Source organism: Curtobacterium uvaldense (genome assembly GCF_028307415.1).
In the GTDB taxonomy this organism is placed as follows: domain Bacteria; phylum Actinomycetota; class Actinomycetes; order Actinomycetales; family Microbacteriaceae; genus Curtobacterium.
Map to the genome: position 1 here is coordinate 20,955 of NZ_JAQMHU010000006.1, position 21,909 is coordinate 42,863.

Genomic DNA, 21,909 nt, shown 5'->3' on the forward strand with positions numbered 1-21,909 from the left:
AGCGTCGGTGTCATGACGAACACGACCGAAGTCCGGCCCGGAGCCGGCACCGCTGCACCCCGTGCGACGGGGGTCCGGGGTGTGGTGTCCCGGCACCCGCTCGCCTCCTTCGCCACCCTGGCGCTCGGCCTCAGCTGGCTCGCGTGGGTGCCCTACATCCTGAGCCCGCACGGCCTGGGCGTGTGGGACCTGCACTTCCCGGAGTTCCTCGGCACGGCCCAGTTCACCGGGATCCTGCCCGGCGCGCTCCTCGGCCCGCTCGGCGGTGCGTTCGTGGTGACCGCCCTCGCCGACGGCCGTCCGGGCCTGCGGCGCTGGGTCGGTCGGCTCTGGCGGTGGCGGGTCTCCTGGTACTGGTACGCACTGGCACTGGTCGGCGTCCCGGCGCTCATCGTCCTGACGGGTCTGCCGTTCTCCGGCGGGAACGTCCAGGCGCCGACCGCCCTCGCCCTGCTCGCCCTCGTGCCGGGTCTCGTGGTGCAGCTGTTCACCACCGGCCTGTCGGAGGAGCCCGGCTGGCGCGACTTCGCCCTCCCCCGACTGCAGGACCGCTTCGGACCGCTCGGCGCCGCCGCGGTGCTCGGTCCGCTGTGGGCGCTGTGGCACATGCCGCTGTACCTGTCGGACTGGGGCGGGTGGCCGGACGCGCACTGGTCGGAGCCGGTGGTCTTCGCGCTCTTCACGATCACGTTCAACGTCGTGATGACGTGGGTGTTCAACCGCACCGGCGAGAGCCTGCCGATCGCACTGCTGCTGCACGTCGGCGTGAACAACACGATCTCCACCCTGTGGGCGGACATGTACCCGGGGATGACCGCGGGCACGATGATGCACGGGCTCACGATCGTCTCGACGGTGGCCGCCGCCGTCCTGCTGGTCGCCACCCGGGGCCGGCTCGGGTACGACCGCCGGCCGGGAGGCACGGACCACCTCCCCGCGTCGGCCTCCGCCCGCCTCGTAGGATCGAACGATGGCACCCGCTGAAGCGAGTGCGGCTCGCGTCGCCGCCGACCCCCGCACCGCGCGGGAGGTCGACGGCGGCCGCCGCCTGCGCCGCGCCGACGTCCTGGTCGCGGTCGCCACCGCGGTCGTCTCGCTCGCGCTGCTGCTCGGGCTGCCGCCGCTGGATGCAGCCGATCCGGACACGCTGGGTCGACCGCTCACGTCCCCGGCTGTCGGGAGCCTGCCGTGGATCGTCCTGCTGCTGGGACTCCTCGGGCAGTCCGCGGCGCTGCTGGCCGCACGCCGGGTGCCGCGCGCGGTGCTCGTCGCCGGCGCCGCGGTCCCGGTGGTGGTGGCCGGTCTCATTCCCGGCGGCAGTGACCTGTTCGGCCTGACGGCGCTTCCCGTCGTCGTCGCCGTCGTCCTCGCCGCCGTGCGGGCGCCGCTCGTCCGGCTGTGGCCGGCGCTCGTCGCCGCCGCGGTCCTCGTGACGCTCGGCACCGCCTGGCACTGGGTCGTCCTGAGCGGACTCGACCGGAGTCGACCGTTCCTCCTCGCGCTCGGAGAAGCATTGCCCCAGGGTGTCACGCAGGCCATCGGGGCCGTCGGGCTCCCGCTCGTCGTGGCGCTCGTGGTGCGGTCCCGGCGCGAGGTCCGGGCCGCGAGGGACGCCGAGGTCGCCGCCCGGACCGCGGAGGCCTCCGCCGCGGTCCGCGAGCAGGACGCCCGGGTCGACGCAGCCGTGTCCCGCGAACGCGCGGCCATGGCGCGGGAGCTGCACGACATCGCGGCCCACCACCTGTCCGGGATCGCCCTCATGTCGGCCGTCATCGACCGGCAGATCGACACCGACCCGACCGCGGCGCACGAGGGCGTCCGTCAGGTGCGGGAGCAGAGCACCGCGGTGCTCGAGGACCTCCGTCGCCTGGTCGGCCTGCTGCGGGACGACGCCCCCGCGGAACGTGCCGTCGAGACCGTCGCGGGCATCGTGGACCTGGTCGAGCGTGCCCGGTACCGGTCGGACGTGCGGCTCGAGGTCCTCCGCGGTGCGCACGAGGTCGCCGAGGGCGTCGGGCCCCTGGCGCAGCTCGCGGCCTACCGCACCGCGCAGGAGGCACTGGCGAACGCCGCCCTGCACGCACCCGGCGCCGTCGTCACGGTCACGCTCGACGACCGTGCAGTCGACCACCTGGAGCTGACCGTCGAGAACGCCGCACCCGCGGTGTCCGCGCCGAGCGCGGACGCTCCCGCTGGACCGGGCGAGCCGACCCCGGAGGGTCCGGGAGCAGGCGGCAACGGACTGCGCGGGATGCGTGAGCGGGCGGACCTGGTGGGGGCGCGCCTCCAGACCGGGACCACACCGGACGGCGGCTGGGTCGTGACGCTGCGACTCGGACGCGAGACGCCCGAGGTGACCCGGTGATCCGGGTCCTGGTGGCGGACGACCAGCCGCTCGTCCGGGCGGGGGTGTCGGCGCTCCTGGCGGCCGAACCGGACGTCGAGGTGGTCGGCGTGGCGGCGGACGGCGGCGAGGCCCTCACGCTCGCACGGAGCACGCGGCCGGACGTGGCGGTGCTCGACATCCGGATGCCGGTCCGGAACGGCATCGAGGTGGCGCGGGAGCTCTGCGCTCCTGACGCGGACCCGGCGGTGCCGGTGCTGATGCTGACGACCTTCGACCTCGACGACCTGGTGTTCGGTGCGCTCGAGGCGGGGGCGTCCGGGTTCCTGCTCAAGGACGCGGAGCCGGACGTCATCGTCGGTGCGGTGCGGCAGGTCGCCGCCGGGAACGGCACGATCGACCAGAGCCTGACGCGGCGGGTGCTGCGGGAGTTCGTGTCGCGGCGGAGCCTGCAGCCGGTGACGGGCGACCGGGCCTCGGAGCTGCTGACCGCGCGGGAGCGGGACGTGCTGCTGCTCCTCGCACAGGGGATGTCGAACGAGGAGATCGCCGAGGCACTCGTCGTCGAGGTCTCCACGGTGAAGTCGCACCTGGCGCGGATGCTGCCGAAGCTCGGGGTGCGCTCGCGCCTGCAGGCGGTGGTCTGGGCGTACCAGAACCACGTCGTGGCCGTCCCCGAGGGCTAGGCGCCCGCGAGGCAGTGCGCCAGGACCGCCTGCTGCACCGGCAGGAGCGCACGCTTCGCCCCGTGCCCCACGAAGGCCGGGCTCGCGATCGCGTCCGCACTGACCTCGCGCCCACGGACGAACGGCGGGCACGGGGCGAAGCGCACCCCGTCGGGCGCGAGCGCCAGGACGTCCGCGGTGACCCGGTAGGGCTCGAGTGCGGCGGCGTGGCGACCGGGTCCGTCCGTCACGACGACGTCCGCGTCGGCCATCGCCCCGGCGAGGTCCTCCGTCCACACCACGTCGGGCGCTCCCAGTCCTTCGGGGCAGCACTGGAGCAGGTCGAAGCCGAACAGTCGCGACGCCTCGGCCCAGGCGCGCGCGATGTTGCCGTCGGCGCCGACGAACCGCACCCGGAGCGACCCGACGGCGCGCCCGCGGGTGAGTGCCCACAGGTCGGCGAGCACCTCGCACGGGTGGTTGACGCTCGTCATGGCGTTCACGACGGGCACCGCGTCGGCAGCAGCGAGCGCCTCGAGGACGGACAGGTCCCGGTGCCGGACGACGAGCACGTCGACGAAGTCCGCGAGGTACCGGGCGACGTCCTCGTGTGCCTCGTCCTTGTCGAGCGACTCCGGCGGGAACACGATCGGCTGGAGTCCGGCGAGCGCCGCACCCCGCTCGAAGGACGCCCTCGTGCGCAGGCTCGTCGGCGGGAAGAACACCGCCGCAGCCCCGTCCAGCACGGGTCCGGTGCCCTGCTCGTACGCGCGGGCGAGGGCGAACACCGCGTCGGTGTCGTCGGTGGTCCAGTCGTCGAGTCGCAGGAGGTGGCGCACCTCGCCACGCTAGGGGGCGGTCACCGCCGTCCGGTGCCCGACGCCCCGCGCAGGGCCGACAGCACGGAGGACCGGACCGCGGCGTCGCCGTCGCGGGCCGGGTCGACCAGGACCGCGCGCATCCCCGCGGCACGTGCCCCGGCGACGTCACGCTGCGGGTCGTCGCCGACGAACAGGCACGCGGCGGCCGGCACGCCGAGCTCGTCGGCGACCTGCTCGAACGCGCGTCGGTCCGGCTTGGCCACCCCGATCCGCTCCGACGTGCACACGACGTCGACGAGGTCCGACAGCCCCGTGGCGGCGAGCTTGTCGCGCTGCTGCTCCTCGATCCCGTTCGTCAGGACACCCACGGCCCGGTCGGCGTCGCGGACCGCGCGCAGGAGCGGAGCACTCCCGGGGAACGGACGCCAGGCGGCCCGGTACGCGGCGAGGTAGCGGCCGAACAGGAGGTCGAGCTCGTGCGGGTCGTGCGGTGGCCGGAGCCCGGCGAGGGGCAGGACCTCGACGAGCCGGGCTCGACGCTGCTCGGCGAAGTCGAGCTCCCCGCGTCGCCACCGCTCGAAGTGCCGTTCCTCCGCCTCGGCCCACGCGGCCCGCAGGCGGTCGGTCGCGGCGACACCGAGCGCGCCGAGGAGGTCGTCGACGGCTCGCGCCGCTGCTCCCGCGTGGTCGAACAGGGTGCCGTCGAGGTCGAACACCACGGCACGGACGTCGAGGGGCATCCCCGCACCGCGTCGACGACCCGTCCGACCGCGGCCGCGACGGCCCGCTCGCGCACGGTGGGGTCCTCGTGCTCGGACTCGTGGACGAACGCCGTCGCCCCGCGGGCCGCGCCGCAGAAGTCCACGACGCCGTGCTCGAGCTGCGTCCGCAGTGCCTGCTCGTACCCGTGCCGCTCGTACACCCCGGCGTCGTCCCCGGCGATCGGCAGCAGGTGCACCGTCAGCCGGCCGAGCCGACGGTCGATGCGCCCGTCCTCGCCGACGCCGAAGGCCCACCCGTTCACGAACACCCGGTCGAGCCAGCCCTTGAGCAGCGCGGGCACCGACCACCACCACACCGGGAACACGAGCACGAGGTGGTCGATCCCGTCGAGGCGCGCCTGTTCGGCCGCGACGTCGGGCGCCGGGTCGGTCCCCGTCCGGTAGGTGTGCCGGTCGGCGGCGGTGAACCGGGGGTCGAAGCCCTCGGCGGCGAGGTCGGCGACCGTGACGGGGCCCGCGCCGGCGGCGTCGAGCGCCGCCTCGAGGCGGTGGGCGACGGCGAGCGTCAGCGAGTCGGGGTCCGGGTGGGCGGTCACGATGAGCGTCGACACGGCTCGATCCTGCCAGCAGCGGGTGCACGGACGCCCCACCGGACGGGAGGCGCGGTGCGGGCCGGCACCGCGCCTCCCGTCCGGCGGGTGGGGACGACGTCAGTCGTCGTAGCGGTAGAAGCCCTGTCCGGTCTTCACGCCGAGACGGCCGGCGTCGACGTGCTCGCGCAGCAGGCGACGCGGACCCTCCGGCAGGTGCGGGTCCTCGGCCGCGTAGTGCTCCTCGATGTCGAGGACCACGTCGAGGCCGACCTGGTCCATCATCCGGAAGGGCCCGGCCGGTGCGCCGCTGTTCACCTGCCACATGGCGTCGACGTCCTCGGGCGTGGAGACGCCGTCGGCGACGACCGCGAGCGCCTCGCGCTTGATGGCCGCCCAGATGCGGTTGAAGATGAAGCCGGTCGACTCGCGGCGGGCCAGGAACGGGTGGACGCCGTAGCGGGGCAGCGCCTCGAGCAGCAGGTCGATCACGGCGGGGTCGGTCTGGCCGTCGCTCATCAGGTCGACGGCGTTCTGCTGCGGCGGCATGTAGAAGTGCACGTTGAGGACGCGCTCGGGGTGCGCGACCTCGTCGATCACCAGGCGGCTGGCGTACGAGGACGAGTTCGTCGCGAGGATCGTGTCCGCGGCGACCAGTGCGTCGAGCCGTCCGAACAGCGGGGTCTTCAGGTCCAGGCGCTCGGGCACGGCCTCGACGACGAGCCAGGCGTCGACCACCGCGGCCTCGAGGTCCGCCTCGCCACGGACCGTCCCCGCGGTCGCGCCGTCGCGCGCGGCCACGATCCCGGGCAGGGTCTCCTCGACGTACGCGACGGCGGCGGCACGGACCTCCTCGGACAGGTCGTGGATCCGGACCTCGGCACCGCCGCTGGCGAACATCAGGGCGATCCGGCGTCCGAGGGTGCCACCGCCGATCACGGTCACGGGGCGGTCGGCGGTGTCGCGGGGCGGCTGGTAGGGCACGGGTTCCTGCTCTCGGTCGAGTTCGGTACAGTTCGTATTCGATACAGATCGTATCCAAGTTCCGAAGGAGATGCGCATGCGCGCCGACGACGTCCTCCAGCACCTGACCACCCCGCTCGCCGCGCCGGTCTACCCACTCCGGCCGACCCGGTTCACCGGCCGCGAGTACTTCAACGTCGTCTACCGCACCGACCCCGACGCGCTGCGCGCCGTGGTCCCGGAGCCGCTCGAGGTCACCGAACCGCTCGTCCGGTTCGAGGTCATGAAGATGGGCGAGGTCGACGGGTACGGCCCGTACGTCGAGTCCGGGCAGGCGATCCAGGTCGAGCACGAGGGCGAACGCGGCGAGTACCTGCACGCGATGTACCTCGACAATGCGGCCGCGACCCTCGCCGGCCGTGAGCTGAGCGCCTACCCGAAGGTCCTCGGCACGCCGGCGCTCCGCGTCGACCAGGGCGCGCTCGTCGGCACCCTCGACCGCGGGACCGAGCGCGTGGCCACCGCGACCATGGCGTACGAGTGGGAGCCGCTCGCCCACGACGCCGCCCTGGCGGAGATCACCGTGCCGACCTTCATGGTGAAGCTGGTCCCGGACCTTCGGACCCAGCGCCACCTGGTGGCCGACCTCGTCCGCACCGAGATCACCGACGTGACCGTCGAGCAGGCCTGGACCGGACCCGCCCGACTCCAGCTGTTCGCACACGCCCTCGCACCGATGGCGGACCTGCCGGTGCTCGAGGTCGTCCGCGCCTCGCACATCCTGACGGACCTGACCCTCGCCCCGGTGCGCACCGTGCACGACTACCTGGCCGACCGGCACTCGGCCTAGCCTGGAGCCGTGACCGAACCAGCCGCGCCGCGCGCCGTCCGCCGGCGGAGCAGCACCCGGGCGACGCTCATCGCGGCCGCGGAGGCGATCTTCCAGGAGACCGGGTCGACCTCGGTCAGCGTCGAGGCGGTCGTCGCCCGCGCCGGGTTCACGCGCGGGGCGTTCTACTCGAACTTCCGGACGGTCGACGAGCTGTTCTTCGCGGTCTACGAGCAGCAGGCCGAAGCCGTCTTCGCCGTGCTCGAACACGAGCTCGGCGCCGCACTCGACGGGCACCCGACGGTCGACGGGGTCGTGCAGGGTGTCGTGCACGGCCTGCCGCCCGAGGACCGCTGGTACGCAATTCGCTCGGTGCTCACCACGCGCGCCCGGCACGACCCCGAGGTGAACGCCCTGCTCCGCGCGCACACCGACCGGTTCCACGCGACGCTCCAGCCACTCCTCGTCGCAGCGCTGGAGCGGGCCGGCCGGATCCCCACCGTCGACCCGGCGCTCTACACGCGCGCGGTGGTCGCGGCCCACGTCGGGGCGGTCAGCCAGAGCGTGCTGTTCGACGGGACGGACGCGGTGCGGGTCGCGGCGGTCGAGGGGTGCATCCTCGGGCTCACGCGCCCGGCCTGAGCGCCGTCCCGGCCGTGGGACGATTGCCGGATGACCGCCACGCTCGTCGCCAAGGACCTCGCCGGCGGGTACGCCGCCCGCACGCTCTTCGAGGGCCTCGACCTCACCGTCGCCCCGGGTGACGTGATCGGCCTGGTCGGTGTGAACGGGGCGGGCAAGTCCACGCTCCTCCGCCTCCTCGCCGGCGTCGACGAGCCCCTCGCCGGGACGGTGTCGACGAACCCGCCGGACGCCTTCATCGGCTGGCTCCCCCAGGAGCACGAGCGCATCACCGGAGAGTCGGTCGCGGCGTACGTCGCCCGGCGCACGGGCTGCGCCGACGCCACGACGGACATGGACCGTGCTGCCGAGGCCCTGGGCGACCTGGACGGCGGCGACGCAGCGGCCGACCGGTACTCCACCGCGCTGGAACGCTGGCTGGCGTCCGGTGCCGCCGACCTCGAGGAGCGGCTGCCCGTCGTGCTCGCCGAGCTCGGGCTGGAGGCGACCCCGGACGGCTCCGGCGTCGGCCCGGACTCGCTGATGACCGCGCTGTCCGGCGGACAGGCCGCCCGGGTCGGCCTGGCCGCCCTGCTGCTCTCCCGCTTCGACGTCGTGCTGCTCGACGAGCCGACGAACGACCTCGACCTGGACGGGCTCGACCGACTCGAGCAGTTCGTCCGGGGGCTGCGCGGCGGTGCCGTCATGGTCAGCCACGACCGCGAGTTCCTCGCCCGATCGGTGACCGCCGTGCTCGAGCTCGACCTGGCGCAGTCGTCGCACCGGCTGTTCGGCGGCGGCTACGAGGCGTACCTCGAGGAACGCGAGATCGCCCGGCAGCACAAGCGCGACGCGTACGACGAGTACGCCGCGACGAAGGCCGACCTGGTCTCACGCGCACGGACGCAGCGCGAGTGGTCGAGCCAGGGCGTGCGGAACGCGATGAAGAAGAACCCCGACAACGACAAGATCCGCCGCCGGGCGGCGAGCGAGTCGAGCGAGAAGCAGGCGCAGAAGGTCCGGCAGATGGAGTCGCGCATCGCCCGGCTCGACGAGGTCGAGGAGCCCCGCAAGGAGTGGCAGCTCGCCTTCACCATCGGCAGTGCCCCGCGGTCCTCGGCCGTCGTCGCCACGCTGTCCGACGCCGTCTACGAGCAGGGCGACTTCACCCTCGGGCCCGTGTCGCTGCAGGTCGCCGGTGGCGACCGGATCGGCATCACCGGCCCGAACGGCGCCGGCAAGTCGACCCTGCTCCGCGCCCTGCTCGGCAGGACGGCGCCGACGAGCGGTTCGGCGTCGCTGGGCTCCAGCGTCGCGATCGGCGAGGTCGACCAGGCCCGCGCGGCGTTCGCGGGCGAGCAGCCCCTCGCCGCGGCGTTCGAGGAGCTCGTCCCCGAGATGACCACCGCCGACGTCCGGACCCTGCTCGCCAAGTTCGGGCTGAAGGCGGAGCACGTCGGTCGCCCGTCCGCTGCGCTCTCACCCGGTGAGCGGACTCGTGCCGGCCTCGCGCTGCTGCAGGCCCGCGGTGTGAACGTGCTCGTGCTCGACGAGCCGACGAACCACCTCGACCTGGCTGCGATCGAACAGCTCGAGCAGGCCCTGGAGTCCTACGACGGCACCCTGCTGCTCGTCACGCACGACCGGCGGATGCTCGACACCGTCCGACTGGACCGGCGCTGGCGGGTCGAGGCGGGTCGCGTCACCGAGGTGTGACGGGACGGCGGGGAGGCCCGTGGTGGACCCGTCGAGCGTCTCCTGAGACACGCTCACGGCCGCGATCTGGTGAACTGGGTGCGGGAGGGGACACATGCGACGCAGGACCTGGGGCATCACGATCGCCGCGGTGGCGGCAGCGACGCTGGCCGCGGTGGGGATCGGCGCGGCCGTGCAGCAGCCGGGACCGGCGGCCACGACCGCCGCACGGGCGACGTCGGTGCCGACCCGGACGGCCACCCCGACGCCGACACCGAGGCCGACGCTGCCCGCGATCCCGGCTGCCGCGTCCGACGCCGAGCTCGCGGCACTCCCCCTGGCGTTCCACGACGCGGTCGTCCCGGAACTCCTCGACGGCAGCACCGTCCGACCGGACAACCAGTGGCAGATCGCCACCCCGAAGCAGCGCCTCGTCGCGCTCTACGCCGCCCCCTCGGCGGATGCGCGCCCGGTCGCCACACTCGCCTCGACGGTCTCCACGATCGAGACGCCCGCAGCGACCGCCGTCTGGGGCCGGTCGGACGGGGAGGACGGCGGCATGGTCCTCGTGTCGACCCCCGCCCGGAACCGCACGCCCGGCGACGGCGGCGACCCGACCGCGCCGAGCGCCACCTTCGCGTGGGCGCGTGCGTCGGACTTCTCGATCGCGTCGGTCGACCGGATGGTCCGCGTGGACGTCGCCGCGTCGACGGTGTCCGTCGTGCACCAGGACGAATCGGTGTCGGCGTCGGAGCCCGCCCGCCTGGGGACCCCGGACGACCCCACACCCACCGCGACCGCGACGTACGTCGAAGCCGCCTACGTCGATGCGCGCGTGACGTACACGCAGGGCAACCCGATCATCCTGACCGGGGCGCACTCGTCACGCATCCCGCAGTACGGCGGCAACGCGGCCCTCACCGCCCTGCACTACTACCCGGACCCGAACGGCAGCTCGCACGGGTGCGTCCGGATCTCCGCGACGATGACGAAGACGCTGGCCGAGCTGCCCGTCGGGACCGCGATCTGGTTCACCTGACGTCGGTCACCGGCCGGTGGCGAGCCCCAGGCGCTCCACGACGTCGGCGCTCTCCTCGTCGGGCGAGCGCTCGGCCGACACCGTCAGGTGCGCCTCGTCCGGCTGCGGCGGCTCGAGCGTCGCGAGCTGCGAGGCGAGCAACGACGTCGGCATGAAGTGCCCGGCCCGTGCGGACATCCGCTGCTCGACGAGGGCGGGGTCGCCGGCGACGTGCACGAACACCACGCCGGGCGCCCGGAGCACGTCGCGGTAGGAGCGCTTCAGCGCCGAGCAGGTGACGACCCCGGGGGCGTCGTCGGCCAGGTGCGACCGGATCCACTCCGCGATCGTCCCGAGCCACGGCCAGCGGTCCTCGTCCGTGAGCGGGGTGCCCTCCTCCATCTTCGCGACGTTGGCGGGCGGGTGCATGTCGTCGCCCTCCGCGAACTCCCACCCGAGCCGCGCTGCGACCGTCGCGGCGAGCGTCGACTTGCCGGAGCCGGAGACCCCCATCACCACGAGGACGAGCGGCTCGGTGCCGTCGGTGCCGACCGGAGCGTCGACGGTCGCGGCCATCAGAAGAACACCCCCGCGATGAGCACGCCGACCAGACCGATGACGGAGATGAGGCACTCGAGCACCGTCCACGTCTTGAACGTCTGTCCGACCGTGGTGCCGAGGTAGCCCTTGACGAGCCAGAAGCCCGCGTCGTTGACGTGCGACAGGAACACCGACCCGGCACCGATCGCCAGCACGAGCAACGAGGTCTCCGGCGTGGACAGGTCGGCTGCGATCGGCGCCATGATGCCGGCGGCGGTGACGGTCGCGACGGTGGCGGAACCGGTGGCGACGCGGACGAGGGCGGACACCACCCAGGCGACGAGCAGGACCGAGATGCCGGACTCCTGCACCGCGTCGGCGATCACCCCGCCGATGCCGGTGTCGATGAGCACCTGCTTGAAGCCACCGCCCGCGCCGACGATGAGCAGCACGCCGGCGACCGGGGGCAGCGCGTCCTCGAGGGACTTCGCCACGGCGCTCCGGTCCATGCCGCCGCCGATCGCGAAGAAGACCATGGCGAAGACGGTGGCGATCCCGATGGCGATCATCGGGGTACCGAGGAAGTCGAGCAGCGACACCCAGCCACCCGCGGCGTCGGGGGCGACCGCCTCGCGGACCGCCTGGGCGAGCATGAGCACGACCGGCAGCAGGATGCCGACGAGCGCGACGGCGAACGACGGGCTGCGCGGTTCGCTGATGACGCGGGTGAAGTCGCTCTTGCCGTTCGGCAGGGACGCGGTGTCCTGCGTGGCGGGGCCGCGACGCGCCTCCCGGCCGGCGTGCGCGGGGTCCGACGGCCCCGAGCCACCGCTGCCGGACGTGCCGGAACCGCGCGAGCCGAACATGTCCGGTGCGGGGATGTCGACCCAGCGGGCCGCGAAGCGCGCGAAGACGGGCCCGGCCAGCACGATCACCGGGATCGCCAGGACGATGCCGAACGCGAGCGTCGTGCCGAGGTTCGCGCCGACCGTCGAGACCGCGACGAGCGGGCCGGGGTGCGGCGGCACGAAGGCGTGCATGGTGGAGAGGCCGACCAGGGCGGGCACCGCGATCTTCATGATCGGGACACCGCTGCGCTTCGCGACCAGCACGATGATCGGGATGAGGAGCACCAGGCCGACCTCGAAGAACATCGGCAGACCGATCAGCGCGCCGATGAGCGCCATCGTCCACGGCAGCGCGGCCTTCGACGAGCGACGGACGAGGGTGTCGACCACGCGGTCGGCGGCCCCGGAGTCGACGAGCATCCGACCGAACATCGACCCGAGACCGACCAGGATGCCGACGCTCGTCATCGTCGAGCCGAAGCCGGTGCCGAAGCTCGTGACCGTCTTGTCGGGCGCCAGACCCGCACCGATCCCGACCCCGAGCGCGCCGATCGTCAGCGCGACGAACGGGTGCACCTTGAGCCAGGTGATCAGCACGATGATGACGACGATGCCGAGCAGCGCCGCGACGATGAGCTGACCGATCGGGCCGGACGGGTCGACGGTCTGCGAGCCGCCGCCCTCCGCGGCCAGGACCGTGAGGCCGTGCACCGCGTCGGCCGCCGCGGTTCCTCCGGTGGGTGCGTGAGGCATCTGTGCCCCTTCCTGGAGCCGCTGCCTCGCGGCTCCGTCGCCTTCGTGTGCGTGTCGTACGCTCCGGACGGCCGCTCGGCGCGGCCGCCTCCGGGTGTCCGATCGGGCACCCCAATAATCTGATAAATCAGACTGTACAACGATCTGCCGCGCGGCACCCGCCGTCCGGCGCAGTCTGCCGCTTCGATGGAGTCCGCGTCACAGGGACGGGACCGTCACGCGCCGTCCGTCCCGCAGAGCACGACCGGAGGAACGATGACCACCGCCCGCGGCCTCCATGCCCACGTGCTCGAGACCCTCGGCCAGCGCATCGTCGACGGGGTGCTGCCCGCCGGCACCGTCGTCCGGCCGGAGCTCGTCGCATCCGAGTCCGGCGTCTCCCGCTCCGTCGTGCGCGAGGCCCTGCGCGTCCTGCAGTCCCTCGGCCTGGTCGAGCCCCGGCAGCGGGTCGGCACGCAGGTGCTCCCCGTGTCGTCGTGGGAGCTCCTGGCGCCGACCGTCATCCGGTGGCGCGGCGCCTCGCCCGCGTACTTCGTGCAGCAGCGGGAGCTGCTCGAGCTCCGTCTCGGGGTCGAACCCGTCGCAGCGGCCCTCGTCGCGGGGAACGCCGGAGCGTCCGACGACTCCGGCTCGCCCGGTCAGGCGCTCCTGCTCGCCGCGCGGGACATGCTCGACGCCTGGGGCCGGGAGGACAGTCGCGCCTACCTCGAGGCCGACGTCCGCTTCCACCGCGCACTCCTGACCGGGTCGGGCAACGCCGTGTTCACGCACTTCGCCGGCACCGTCAAGGCACTCCTGCGGACGCGGACGTCGGAGTCGCGGGACACCATCTCCCGCTGGACCCGCGACGCCGCGGTCCGTCACGAGGCGGTGGCGCTCGCCGTGGTCGCCGGGGACGCCGCCGCTGCCGGCGAGGCGGCCACGGCGCTGCTGCGCGTGACCCGTGACGAGTTCATCGCCGAGGCGCCGAGCGCCTGACGCCCGGCGTACCTGACGGAACCGGGCGTACCGGGCGTACCTGACGGAACCGGGCGTACCTGGCAGAACCGGGCGTACCTGGCAGAACCGGGCGTACCTGGCAGAACCGGGCGTACCTGACGTTCCCAGAGCACCAGGGACGCCCGGAACGACCAGCCATCGCACACGTCACGGGAAGGATCGGGCAGCCGGGAGGCTCGCGGCGACCCCGCCACGCGCCTCCCGCCCGGCGCCGCCCGACGCCGAAGGGCCCGCACCCGTGCAGGACGCCGCAGGATGCTCGAGACGCCGCCCGGGTGGCGAGACGCCGCGCTCCGGGCGGCGTCTCGCGCACGTCGAGGGCGCTCCGTGCCGACGCCGGCGTCTCGCGCACGTCGGACACCGCCACGAGGGCGCAGCCTCGGAGCGCTCGCGTCAGCGCCCGGCGCGCGCGAACAACCGTGGGCCGCGCAGGCGCAGCCGCATCGTGACGGTGCCGAGCCAGCGGTCGTACTTGTAGCCGACCTTGCCCATGCGGCCGACCTCCTCGAAGCCGAGTCGCTCGTGCAGCCGGATCGAGGCCTCGGCCTGCCGGTCGGCGATCACGGCGATGACCTCGCGGACGCCGGCGGCACGGCACTCCGCGAGCAGCGCCTCCATGAGGGCCCGTCCGAGACCCTTCCCGCCCGACGCGGCACCGAGGTAGATCGAGTCCTCGACCACGTGGTTCGACCGGTCGCGGGGGTTCCAGGGGTCGACCAGGGCGTAGCCGAGGATCTGCCCCGAGGGGTTCTCGGCGACGAGGAACGGCAGCCCGCGCCGGCGCACCTCGTCGTAGCGCTGCTTCCAGCGGGCGAAGGTGAACGCCGACGGGTCGAAGGTCACCGACGAGTTCCGGACGTAGTGCGTGTGGATCTCGCGCACGTCCGGCAGGTCCCGCGGGTCGGCGGCCCGGATCGTGTACGAGAACGTCGCCTCGGCGGGCACGGGCGCACGCAGGTGTCGCGGCAGGACACGACGGCGCTGGTATTCCTCCTCGAGCACGGTCCGAGCCTACGGGCTGCGATGCGCCCGGGGCCATCGCACCACGAGGGGTGTCAGGCGGGGAGCGTCCAGTCGACCGGGTCGGCACCCTGCTCGCGGAGGAGCGCGTCGACCTGCGAGAACGGCCGGCTGCCGAAGAACCCCCGGGAGGCGCTGAGCGGGGACGGGTGCGCCGACGCCACGACCGGGGTGTCGCCGAGCAACGGGCGGACCGACGCGGCCTGGGCGCCCCACAGGACGGCGACGAGGGGCTTCCCCCGCGCGACGAGCGCACGGACGGCCTGGTCGGTGACGGCCTCCCAGCCCTTGCCGCGGTGGCTGCCGGCGGCACCGGCCTCGACGGTCAGCACCCGGTTGAGCAGGAGCACGCCCTGCTCCGACCACGCCCGCAGGTCGCCGTGCGGCGGGGGCGTCACCCCGAGGTCGTCGTGCAGCTCGCGGTAGATGTTCGCCAGGCTGCGCGGGACCGGTCGCACGTGCGGGTCGACGGCGAAGGACAGTCCGATCGGGTGACCGGGTGTCGGGTACGGGTCCTGGCCGACGACGAGCACCTTCACGTCGTCGAACGGCTGCGTGAAGGCACGCAGCACGACGTCACCGGCCGGCAGGTAGTGCCGACCCGCGGCGACCTCGTCGCGGAGCCAGTCGCCCATCCGGTGCACGTCGGCCTCGACCGACGCGAGGGCCTCGGCCCACCCGGGGTCGACGAGGTCGCGCAGCGGGTGCGGGCGCACGGGGGTCAGGCGCCCATGGTCGCGACGGAGACGGACTCGTCGCCGGCGACCACACGCCAGACGCTGCCCGTCCCGCGGACCTCGAGCGCACCCTCGCCGACGACCAGCGCGGTGTCCTCGTCGATCGCGAGCCCGGCCGTGACGAACTCCGCCTCGGCCGCCGCGACGAGCCGGGCCAGCGTGCCGGCCTGCACGGCGTGCACGTCGATCGTCAGGTCGACCAGCCCGAGCCCCTCGCGGAGCTCGACCTCGTCGAGGCCCTCGGACGACCCCTGCGGGCAGACCTCGACGCCGCCGATGCGCCACCCGCCCACGAGCGCCCGGTCTGCGGCGACCATCGCGCCGGCGGAGTAGCCGAGGTACGGCAGCCCGTCGGAGACGAGGAGCCGGATCTGGTCGACGAGGGGCTGGATCGCGTCGAGGTACGCCGGGGTGACCCCGCCGCCGATCACGAGCGCGTCCACGTCGCTCAGGACCGTCGTGGCGAAGACCTCGCCCGCGCCGACCTCGGTCACCAGGACCTCGGCCTGTCGGGCGCCACCGAGGACCTCGGCGATGTCGGCGGTCGACGACGGGGCGGCACCGGACGGGCCGGCCACGGAGAGCAGGGCGATCCGGGGCACGCTCCGGCCGACCGCGGCGGAACGCGCGGCGGCCTCGGCCAGGAACGGGGCGGCGACGTCGGCCGCGACGAGGGGACCCCCGCCGACGAGGTGGATGCTCACGACTCGGCCGTCACCGGGGCGAGGGCGCTCCACGGGAAGGTGATCCACCCGTCGACACGACGCCACACGTGGTCGGGCTCGAGCACGGTGCCGGGCTTCGAGTACAGGCAGGCGCTCCGCACGTCGGCGCCGGCGTTCCGGATGATGTCGACCACCAGGCGCAGGGTGCGGCCGGAGTCGGAGACGTCGTCGACCACCAGGACGCGCTTGCCCGCCAGGCTCGGCGCGTCGAGGGCGGGCGAGAGGATGACCGGCTCGTCGAGACGCTGCTCGACGTCCGTGTAGAACTCGACGTTGATCGAGCCGCACTCCTTGGTGCCGAGCGCGTACGCCACAGCGCCCGCGATGATGAGCCCGCCGCGCGCGACCGCCACGACGACCTCGGGCTCGAAGCCGGACGACAGGACGTCCTTGGCGAGCAGCCGCGCCGCGTCACCGAACTCCAGCCAACCGAGCACCTCGGGCCCGCTCGTCACGGTCACGGTCGAGGGAGCCTGCGCGGCTTGCCCGGGTTCGCTGCTGATCGGCATCCGCCCACGGTACCGGCAGGGAGCCACCCGCCGCGACCCGCGCCCGGACACCGCGCGCGCCGGGACCGGCACACGGCCCGCCAGCGCGCGTGATCGAACCGGCCCGCGCGCCCGGTGTCAGCTCCGGGGCGTCAGCGGCCCGCGGGCGAGCTTGTGCTGTGCCGACTGCGCGACCGGTCGCACCGTCACCAGGTCGAGGTTGACGTGCGCCGGCAGCTCGACCGCGTGCACGACGGCCTCGGCGACGTCCTCGGCGACGAGCGGCCCCGGCACATCGGTGTACACCGCCTCGGCCTTCTCGCGGTCGCCCCGGAAGCGCGTCAGGGCGAACTCGTCGGTCTTGACGAGCCCGGGCGCGATCTCGACCACGCGCAGCGGCTCGCCGTTCAGCTCGAGCCGCAGGGCGCCGACCAGGGCGTGCTCGGCGAACTTGGCGGCGTTGTACCCGCCGCCGTTCTCGTAGGCCACGTGTCCCGCGGTGCTCGTCACGGTCACGATGTCCGCGACCCCGGCCGTGGCCGCACGGCGCCGGAGCTGCGGCAGCAGGGCGGCGGTGACCCGCTTCGTGCCGATGACGTTCACCTCGAACATGGCGCGCCAGTCCTCCACGTCGGACTCCTCGACGCTCGCCGACCCGAGTGCTCCGCCGGCGTTGTTCACGAGCACGTCCGCGCCGCCGGCCTCGTCCACCCGGGCGGCGAGCGCCGCGACGGCGTCGGCGTCGGTGACGTCCGCGACCAGGAACGATGCCCCGGTCTCCGCGGCGAGCGCCTCGAGCCGGTCCTGACGACGGGCGACGGCGAGCACCTGCCAGCCGCGCTCGCGGAACAGCCGGACGGTGGCGGCACCGATGCCGGAGCTCGCCCCCGTGACGACGGCGAGCCGCTCGGTGGTGTCGGGTCGACCGGTGTCGGGACGTGCTGCCATGGCTTCCTCCAGTGGGTGTCGGCACCACCGTACCGACCCGTCGAGGTCACGATCCGGTAACGTGACCGGCCATGACGACGGACGCCGCTCCCCCCGCGCCCTCGGCTCCGGCGACGCCGCTCGAGCCGGGCCGGTCGCCGCGACGCATCCCGATGTGGGACACGGCTCGGTTCGTCGCCGTCACGCTCGTCGTGATCGGTCACGCGATCCAGCGGCAGACGGCCGGCAGCGAGCACGCCCTCGCGCTCTACACCTTCATCTACGCGTTCCACATGCCCGCGTTCGGCGTCATCAGCGGGTACTTCTCGTCGGCGGCGACCCCGACCGCAGAGCGGATGCGGCGGACCTTCACGGACATCGTGGTGCCGTACATCGTCATGCAGACGATCTGGACGGTGGTGCAGGCGATCGTCGAGGGCGGCAAGGAGTTCAACCCGACGAAGCCGACCTGGACGCTGTGGTTCCTGCTCGCGCTGGGGATCTTCCGGCTGATCCTGCCCTACCTGGCGATCCTGCGGTGGCCGCTCGTCTGGGCCGTGGTGCTCAGTGTCGGCGTCGGGTACCTCGACAACGTCGACTCGACGTTCTCCCTGGGACGCGCGATCAGCCTGCTGCCGTTCTTCCTGCTCGGGTGGCAGGTCAAGCAGTGGGGGGTGTTCGACCGCTGGTACGAGGCCCCCCGCCGGGTCGTGGTCCGTCTCCGCGCGGCCGCGGTCGTCGTCTTCGCGGTGTGGGCGGCCGCGTGCGTGCTGTTCATCCCGCAGTTCAAGGGCTTCGACCTGCACCACTGGTTCTTCTACGACGACTCGTACTCCGGGCTCGGCGAGGACGCCTGGTGGGCCGGCGGTGTCCGCCTCGGCCTGGTGCTGCTCGCCACCGTGCTGACGGCGTCGTTCCTGCTGCTCGTGCCCCGCAGGACGGTCTGGCTCACCCGGTTCGGCGCCGCGACCATGTACGTCTACCTGCTGCACACGTTCGTGCTCTACCCGATCCGCGAGTCCGGCGTCCTGGCCGGGGAGCACTCGGCGTGGCCGTACGTGCTGCTCATGGTCGCCGTGGCGTGCGCGGTGAGCCTGTTCCTCGCGCAACCGTTCGTGCGGCGCGGCATGCGCTGGCTGCTCGAGCCGAACGTCGACTGGCTGTTCCGCCGGGAGCCCGTCGAGCGCTGACCGCTCAGCGGGCGAGTGCCCGGAGCGCGACCACGACCTCGACGAGGAAGTCGTCGACCTCGTCGCAGTCGTACCCGGACTTCATCCGGGTCCGACGGAAGCGCGACGACGCGACGTCCTCCGGGGTCACCGTCCGTGCGCCGGCCAGCCGTCCCGTCGCCGGACGGCCGCCCTGCTCGGCGGCGGCGAACGTCGCCTGCACCCGGTCGAGCAGGTCGTCCACGTCGTCCTGCGAGTACCCGTTCCGGAACACCGTCGGCTGGAACTTCTTGTCCGCCACGTCCTGAGCGCGCACGACGCCCCCTCTCGTCCCCTCCGATCCTGCCAGTCGAGGACCGACGCGTCCGGCCGGGAGGCACGGCGCACCGCACCGCGCCGCTCCCGTCCCTCGGCTGGTCGCGTCGACTCCGCGGACGCGCGCCGCGCACGCGCGTTACGTCGCGAGGCGGCCCCGCTGGTGCCCGCCCCGCCACCTGCGTAGCGTGACGGACGTCGCGACGACGCCCCGGGCCTCCCGGCCGTCCGCGGCGACGCGATGACGGACCGAACCCGACAGGAGCCCCGATGAGCACGAACGACGCAGCCGCCTGGCGGTTCGAGACGACGCAGGTCCACGCCGGCGCGCAGCCGGACCCGACCACCGGCGCACGGGCCACGCCGATCTACAGGACGACGTCGTACGTGTTCGAGAACTCGGACCACGCCCGCGACCTGTTCGCGCTGGCGCAGCCGGGCAACATCTACTCGCGGATCATGAACCCGACGAACGACGTCGTCGAGCAGCGCATCGCCGCGCTCGAGGGCGGCACGGGCGCGCTGCTGGTGTCGAGCGGTCAGGCGGCCGAGACGTACGCCGTGCTGAACATCGCGGGGGCCGGTGACCACATCGTCTCGTCGTCCTCGATCTACGGCGGCACGTACAACCTGTTCAAGTACACGCTCGCGAAGCTCGGCATCGAGACGACGTTCGTCGAGGACCAGGACGACCTCGAGGAGTGGCGTCGCGCCGTCCGCCCCAACACGAAGCTCTTCTTCGCCGAGACGATCGGCAACCCGCGGATCAACGTGCTCGACATCGCGGGCGTCAGCAGCGTCGCGCACGAGTCCGGCCTGCCGCTCATCGTCGACAACACGATCGCGACGCCGTTCCTCATCCGGCCGTTCGAGCACGGTGCCGACATCGTGGTGCACTCAGCGACGAAGTTCCTCGGCGGCCACGGCACCGTCATCGGCGGCGTGATCGTCGACGGCGGACGGTTCGCCTGGTCGGAGCACGCCGACCGCTTCCCGGAGTTCAACTCCCCCGACCCCTCGTACCACGGCGCGGTGTTCGCGCAGGCGGTCGGCAACGAGCTCGCCTACGTCGTGAAGGCCCGGGTGCAGCTGCTCCGCGACCTCGGCGCGTCGAACTCGGCGGACACGGCGTTCGCGCTGCTCCAGGGCATCGAGACGCTGTCGCTGCGCATGGAGCGGCACGTGGCGAACGCCCAGGAGATCGCGGAGTGGCTCGACCGGCACCCGGAGGTGGCCTCCGTGTCGTACGCCGGGCTGCCGACGTCGCCCTGGTACGCGGCGGCGAACCGGTACGCGCCGCGCGGTGTCGGTGCCGTGCTGTCGTTCGAGCTCAAGGGCGGGGTGCCGGCCGGCAAGGCGTTCGTCGACGAGCTGCGGCTGTTCTCGCACCTGGCGAACATCGGCGACGTGCGCTCCCTCGTCATCCACCCGGCGTCGACGACGCACTCGCAGCTCACGCCCGAGCAGCAGCTCACCACCGGGGTCACCCCGGGCCTGGTGCGGCTCTCGGTCGGCATCGAGAACGTCGAGGACCTCCGTGCGGACCTCGAGGCGGGGCTCGCGGCGGCGCGGGCCGTCTCGCAGGAGGGCCAGCGGGCGTAGCGTCCCGTCCCGTCCCGTCCCGCTCGCAGAACGCAACCTCGGCGGCTCCGCGCAACGCTGTACCGCTGCGCGGAGCCGCCGAGGTTGCGTGTCGCGGACCGGAGCACGCGCCGGTGACGCGCCGGGCATGACGTAACACGGCGGAGGTGGGGCGTGCCTCCCGGCAGACTGGACACGATGGACTGGCAGACGATCCCCGAGGACTCGGTCCCGTCCACCCTCGTGCCCGGGACCGAGCTCGGGACGCTCGGCAAGCCGCCCGTGACCGGCGCCTGGCGTCCCGGCGACCACCCCGGCTCCCGGCGGTTCGCCGCGCTCGGCGAGCAGTGGGTGCGCGGCGGACGGATCCCGTCGGTGCGGGTGGCCTACGAGACGTGGGGCGAGCTGGACGCCGCGCGCAGCAACGCGGTGCTGCTCCTGCACGCCATGACCGGCGACTCGCACGTCACCGGTCCGGCCGGACCCGGGCACCGCACGGCGGGCTGGTGGGGCGACGTCGTCGGACCGGGCCTGGCGATCGACACCGACCGGTGGTTCGTCGTCGCCCCGAACATGCTGGGCGGGTGCCAGGGCACGACCGGCCCGTCCTCGGTGGCGCCGGACGGCGTCGAGTGGGGGTCGCGCTTCCCGTTCGTGACCGTGCGCGACCAGGTCGCGGTCCAGGTGCAGCTCGCCGACGCGCTCGGCATCGACGTCTTCGCCGCCGTCGTCGGCGGCTCGATGGGCGGCATGCACGCGCTCGAGTTCGCGGTGGCGCACCCCTCCCGGGTCGCCCGGCTCGCGGTCCTGGCGTCGACCGCCCAGACCACGGCGGACCAGATCGCCGCGAACTCGCTGCAGCGTGCCGCGATCCAGACCGACCCCGCGTACGCCGGTGGTGACTACTTCGAGGCGGCGGTCGGCGAGGGACCGCACCGCGGGCTGTCGCTCGCGCGGCGGATGGCGCTGATGACCTACCGCGCGCCGGACGAGCTCAACGGGCGGTTCGCGCGGTCGTGGCAGAGCGACGTCTCCCCGCTCGGCGACGACGGTCGGTTCTCGGTCGAGAGCTACCTCGACTTCCACGGCAACCGGTTCACCCGGCGGTTCGACGCCTCGTCGTACGTCGCGCTCACGCACGCGATGGACTCGCACGACGTCGGGGCCGGGCGCGGCGGGGTGACGGCGGCGCTCGCGGCGGTGACCGCCAGGACGCTGGTCGTCGGGGTGTCGAGCGACCGCCTGTTCCCGCTCGAGGACCAGCACCGGATCGCGGCGGGGATCCCCGACACGCTGGACGGGGACCGGGCCGCGGTGCTCGACAGCGAGTTCGGACACGACGGCTTCCTCATCGAGCACGAGGCGGTCGGGGCGCACCTGCGACGGCTGCTCGACTGAACGGCCCGGTACGGGCGCGGTACGGGCGCGGCGCGCCCGGCGCACCCGCGGACCGATCTGTCCACGTCCGCGTGCCGAACACCCCACAACGGGTGGGCCGCGTGGAATGATGGCGACGGGTACCCCGCCCGCGGGGTCCGG

21 protein-coding genes and 3 pseudogenes are annotated in these 21,909 nt (G+C 73.6%); 11 read left to right on the forward strand and 13 right to left on the reverse strand.

Translation table 11 applies throughout. The annotated features are described in order from the left end of the window. Positions 1-12: 12 nt before the first annotated feature. Genes PIJ49_RS05200 through PIJ49_RS05210 form a run of 3 tightly spaced genes read left to right on the forward strand, consistent with a single transcriptional unit; the run spans position 13 to position 3,030 of the window. Positions 13-984 (forward strand): CPBP family intramembrane glutamic endopeptidase, encoded by a 972-nt coding sequence (locus PIJ49_RS05200; protein ID WP_271826018.1) that lies wholly within the window; start codon positions 13-15, stop codon positions 982-984. Continuing rightward, positions 971-2,365 (forward strand): sensor histidine kinase, encoded by a 1,395-nt coding sequence (locus PIJ49_RS05205; protein ID WP_271826019.1) that lies wholly within the window; start codon positions 971-973, stop codon positions 2,363-2,365. Before PIJ49_RS05200 ends, PIJ49_RS05205 begins: the two co-directional genes overlap by 14 nt. Beyond that, the gene (locus tag PIJ49_RS05210; protein WP_271826020.1) at positions 2,362-3,030 is read left to right on the forward strand and encodes a response regulator; all 669 of its coding nucleotides are present in this window, start codon (positions 2,362-2,364) and stop codon (positions 3,028-3,030) included. The genes PIJ49_RS05205 and PIJ49_RS05210 overlap by 4 nt, the downstream gene beginning before the upstream one ends. Here PIJ49_RS05210 and PIJ49_RS05215 read toward each other — a convergent pair. From PIJ49_RS05215 to PIJ49_RS05230, 4 genes and pseudogenes are all read right to left on the reverse strand, one after another. After that, the gene (locus PIJ49_RS05215) at positions 3,027-3,848 is read right to left on the reverse strand and encodes an ornithine carbamoyltransferase (RefSeq protein ID WP_066654684.1); all 822 of its coding nucleotides are present in this window, start codon (positions 3,846-3,848) and stop codon (positions 3,027-3,029) included. The two genes, PIJ49_RS05210 and PIJ49_RS05215, sit on opposite strands and share 4 nt — an antisense overlap. A 20-nt stretch (positions 3,849-3,868) precedes the next feature. Next, positions 3,869-4,570, reverse strand: coding sequence for an HAD family hydrolase (locus PIJ49_RS05220; protein WP_271826021.1), 702 nt, complete (start codon positions 4,568-4,570; stop codon positions 3,869-3,871). Between the two features lie 38 nt (positions 4,571-4,608). Then, positions 4,609-5,202, reverse strand: a pseudogene (locus PIJ49_RS05225) (NAD(P)H-dependent oxidoreductase); the annotation flags it as partial. Positions 5,203-5,262: 60 nt separating this feature from the next. Then, positions 5,263-6,126 carry a 3-hydroxyacyl-CoA dehydrogenase family protein gene (locus PIJ49_RS05230; RefSeq protein ID WP_251159727.1) on the reverse strand — a complete coding sequence of 288 codons (864 nt, stop codon included), beginning with the start codon at positions 6,124-6,126 and terminating at the stop codon, positions 5,263-5,265. A gap of 76 nt (positions 6,127-6,202) precedes the next feature. Between PIJ49_RS05230 and PIJ49_RS05235 the strand changes: the two genes are divergently transcribed. The 4 genes from PIJ49_RS05235 to PIJ49_RS05250 all read left to right on the forward strand — a co-directional run bounded on the left by PIJ49_RS05235 (position 6,203) and on the right by PIJ49_RS05250 (position 10,289). After that, the gene (locus PIJ49_RS05235; protein ID WP_251155077.1) at positions 6,203-6,955 is read left to right on the forward strand and encodes an acetoacetate decarboxylase; all 753 of its coding nucleotides are present in this window, start codon (positions 6,203-6,205) and stop codon (positions 6,953-6,955) included. A gap of 9 nt (positions 6,956-6,964) precedes the next feature. Then, positions 6,965-7,576 carry a TetR/AcrR family transcriptional regulator gene (locus PIJ49_RS05240; RefSeq protein ID WP_066654698.1) on the forward strand — a complete coding sequence of 204 codons (612 nt, stop codon included), beginning with the start codon at positions 6,965-6,967 and terminating at the stop codon, positions 7,574-7,576. A 30-nt stretch (positions 7,577-7,606) separates the two neighbouring features. Further along, the gene (locus PIJ49_RS05245; RefSeq protein WP_271826022.1) at positions 7,607-9,271 is read left to right on the forward strand and encodes an ABC-F family ATP-binding cassette domain-containing protein; all 1,665 of its coding nucleotides are present in this window, start codon (positions 7,607-7,609) and stop codon (positions 9,269-9,271) included. 94 nt (positions 9,272-9,365) lie between these two features. Beyond that, positions 9,366-10,289: a L,D-transpeptidase gene (locus tag PIJ49_RS05250; protein ID WP_271826023.1), complete on the forward strand. Its 924-nt coding sequence runs from the start codon at positions 9,366-9,368 to the stop codon at positions 10,287-10,289. Positions 10,290-10,295: 6 nt separating this feature from the next. Here the strand turns inward: PIJ49_RS05250 and PIJ49_RS05255 are convergent, their stop codons facing one another. Both PIJ49_RS05255 and PIJ49_RS05260 read right to left on the reverse strand, forming a co-directional pair. After that, a complete protein-coding gene (locus PIJ49_RS05255) occupies positions 10,296-10,844 on the reverse strand; it encodes a gluconokinase (protein WP_271826024.1) in 549 nt (182 codons plus the stop codon). Next, positions 10,844-12,409 (reverse strand): GntP family permease, encoded by a 1,566-nt coding sequence (locus PIJ49_RS05260; protein ID WP_271826025.1) that lies wholly within the window; start codon positions 12,407-12,409, stop codon positions 10,844-10,846. Before PIJ49_RS05260 ends, PIJ49_RS05255 begins: the two co-directional genes overlap by 1 nt. A gap of 255 nt (positions 12,410-12,664) precedes the next feature. Here PIJ49_RS05260 and PIJ49_RS05265 point away from each other — a divergent pair, with 255 nt between their 5' ends. Then, entirely contained in the window at positions 12,665-13,387 is a 723-nt protein-coding gene (locus PIJ49_RS05265; protein ID WP_271826026.1) for a FadR/GntR family transcriptional regulator, read from the forward strand. Between the two features lie 414 nt (positions 13,388-13,801). Here PIJ49_RS05265 and PIJ49_RS05270 read toward each other — a convergent pair whose 3' ends face one another. The 5 genes from PIJ49_RS05270 to PIJ49_RS05290 all read right to left on the reverse strand — a co-directional run bounded on the left by PIJ49_RS05270 (position 13,802) and on the right by PIJ49_RS05290 (position 17,326). Continuing rightward, positions 13,802-14,410, reverse strand: coding sequence for a GNAT family N-acetyltransferase (locus PIJ49_RS05270; protein WP_066654705.1), 609 nt, complete (start codon positions 14,408-14,410; stop codon positions 13,802-13,804). Between the two features lie 53 nt (positions 14,411-14,463). Then, entirely contained in the window at positions 14,464-15,144 is a 681-nt protein-coding gene (locus tag PIJ49_RS05275; protein ID WP_251159721.1) for a uracil-DNA glycosylase, read from the reverse strand. Positions 15,145-15,149: 5 nt separating this feature from the next. Beyond that, positions 15,150-15,869 carry a Type 1 glutamine amidotransferase-like domain-containing protein gene (locus PIJ49_RS05280; protein WP_251159720.1) on the reverse strand — a complete coding sequence of 240 codons (720 nt, stop codon included), beginning with the start codon at positions 15,867-15,869 and terminating at the stop codon, positions 15,150-15,152. Continuing rightward, a complete protein-coding gene (locus PIJ49_RS05285) occupies positions 15,866-16,399 on the reverse strand; it encodes a phosphoribosyltransferase (protein WP_235426338.1) in 534 nt (177 codons plus the stop codon). The genes PIJ49_RS05280 and PIJ49_RS05285 overlap by 4 nt, the downstream gene beginning before the upstream one ends. Before the next feature lie 117 nt (positions 16,400-16,516). Beyond that, a complete protein-coding gene (locus tag PIJ49_RS05290) occupies positions 16,517-17,326 on the reverse strand; it encodes an SDR family oxidoreductase (RefSeq protein ID WP_209682304.1) in 810 nt (269 codons plus the stop codon). Between the two features lie 71 nt (positions 17,327-17,397). On the opposite strand from PIJ49_RS05290, the gene PIJ49_RS05295 reads away from it, so the two are divergent. Beyond that, positions 17,398-18,495, forward strand: a complete 1,098-nt coding sequence (locus PIJ49_RS05295; protein ID WP_271826027.1) for an acyltransferase family protein — start codon at positions 17,398-17,400, stop codon at positions 18,493-18,495. 13 nt (positions 18,496-18,508) lie between these two features. On the opposite strand, the pseudogene PIJ49_RS05300 reads toward PIJ49_RS05295, so the two are convergent. Further along, positions 18,509-18,625: pseudogene (locus PIJ49_RS05300) on the reverse strand (DivIVA domain-containing protein); the annotation flags it as partial. Between the two features lie 72 nt (positions 18,626-18,697). Next, positions 18,698-18,790 (reverse strand): annotated as a pseudogene (locus PIJ49_RS05305) (DivIVA domain-containing protein); the annotation flags it as partial. Between the two features lie 269 nt (positions 18,791-19,059). On the opposite strand from PIJ49_RS05305, the gene PIJ49_RS05310 reads away from it, so the two are divergent. Both PIJ49_RS05310 and metX read left to right on the forward strand, forming a co-directional pair. After that, a complete protein-coding gene (locus PIJ49_RS05310; RefSeq protein WP_066654715.1) occupies positions 19,060-20,391 on the forward strand; it encodes a bifunctional o-acetylhomoserine/o-acetylserine sulfhydrylase in 1,332 nt (443 codons plus the stop codon). A 177-nt stretch (positions 20,392-20,568) separates the two neighbouring features. Beyond that, positions 20,569-21,768, forward strand: coding sequence for a homoserine O-acetyltransferase MetX (gene metX, locus PIJ49_RS05315; protein WP_271826028.1), 1,200 nt, complete (start codon positions 20,569-20,571; stop codon positions 21,766-21,768). Positions 21,769-21,909: the final 141 nt, after the last annotated feature.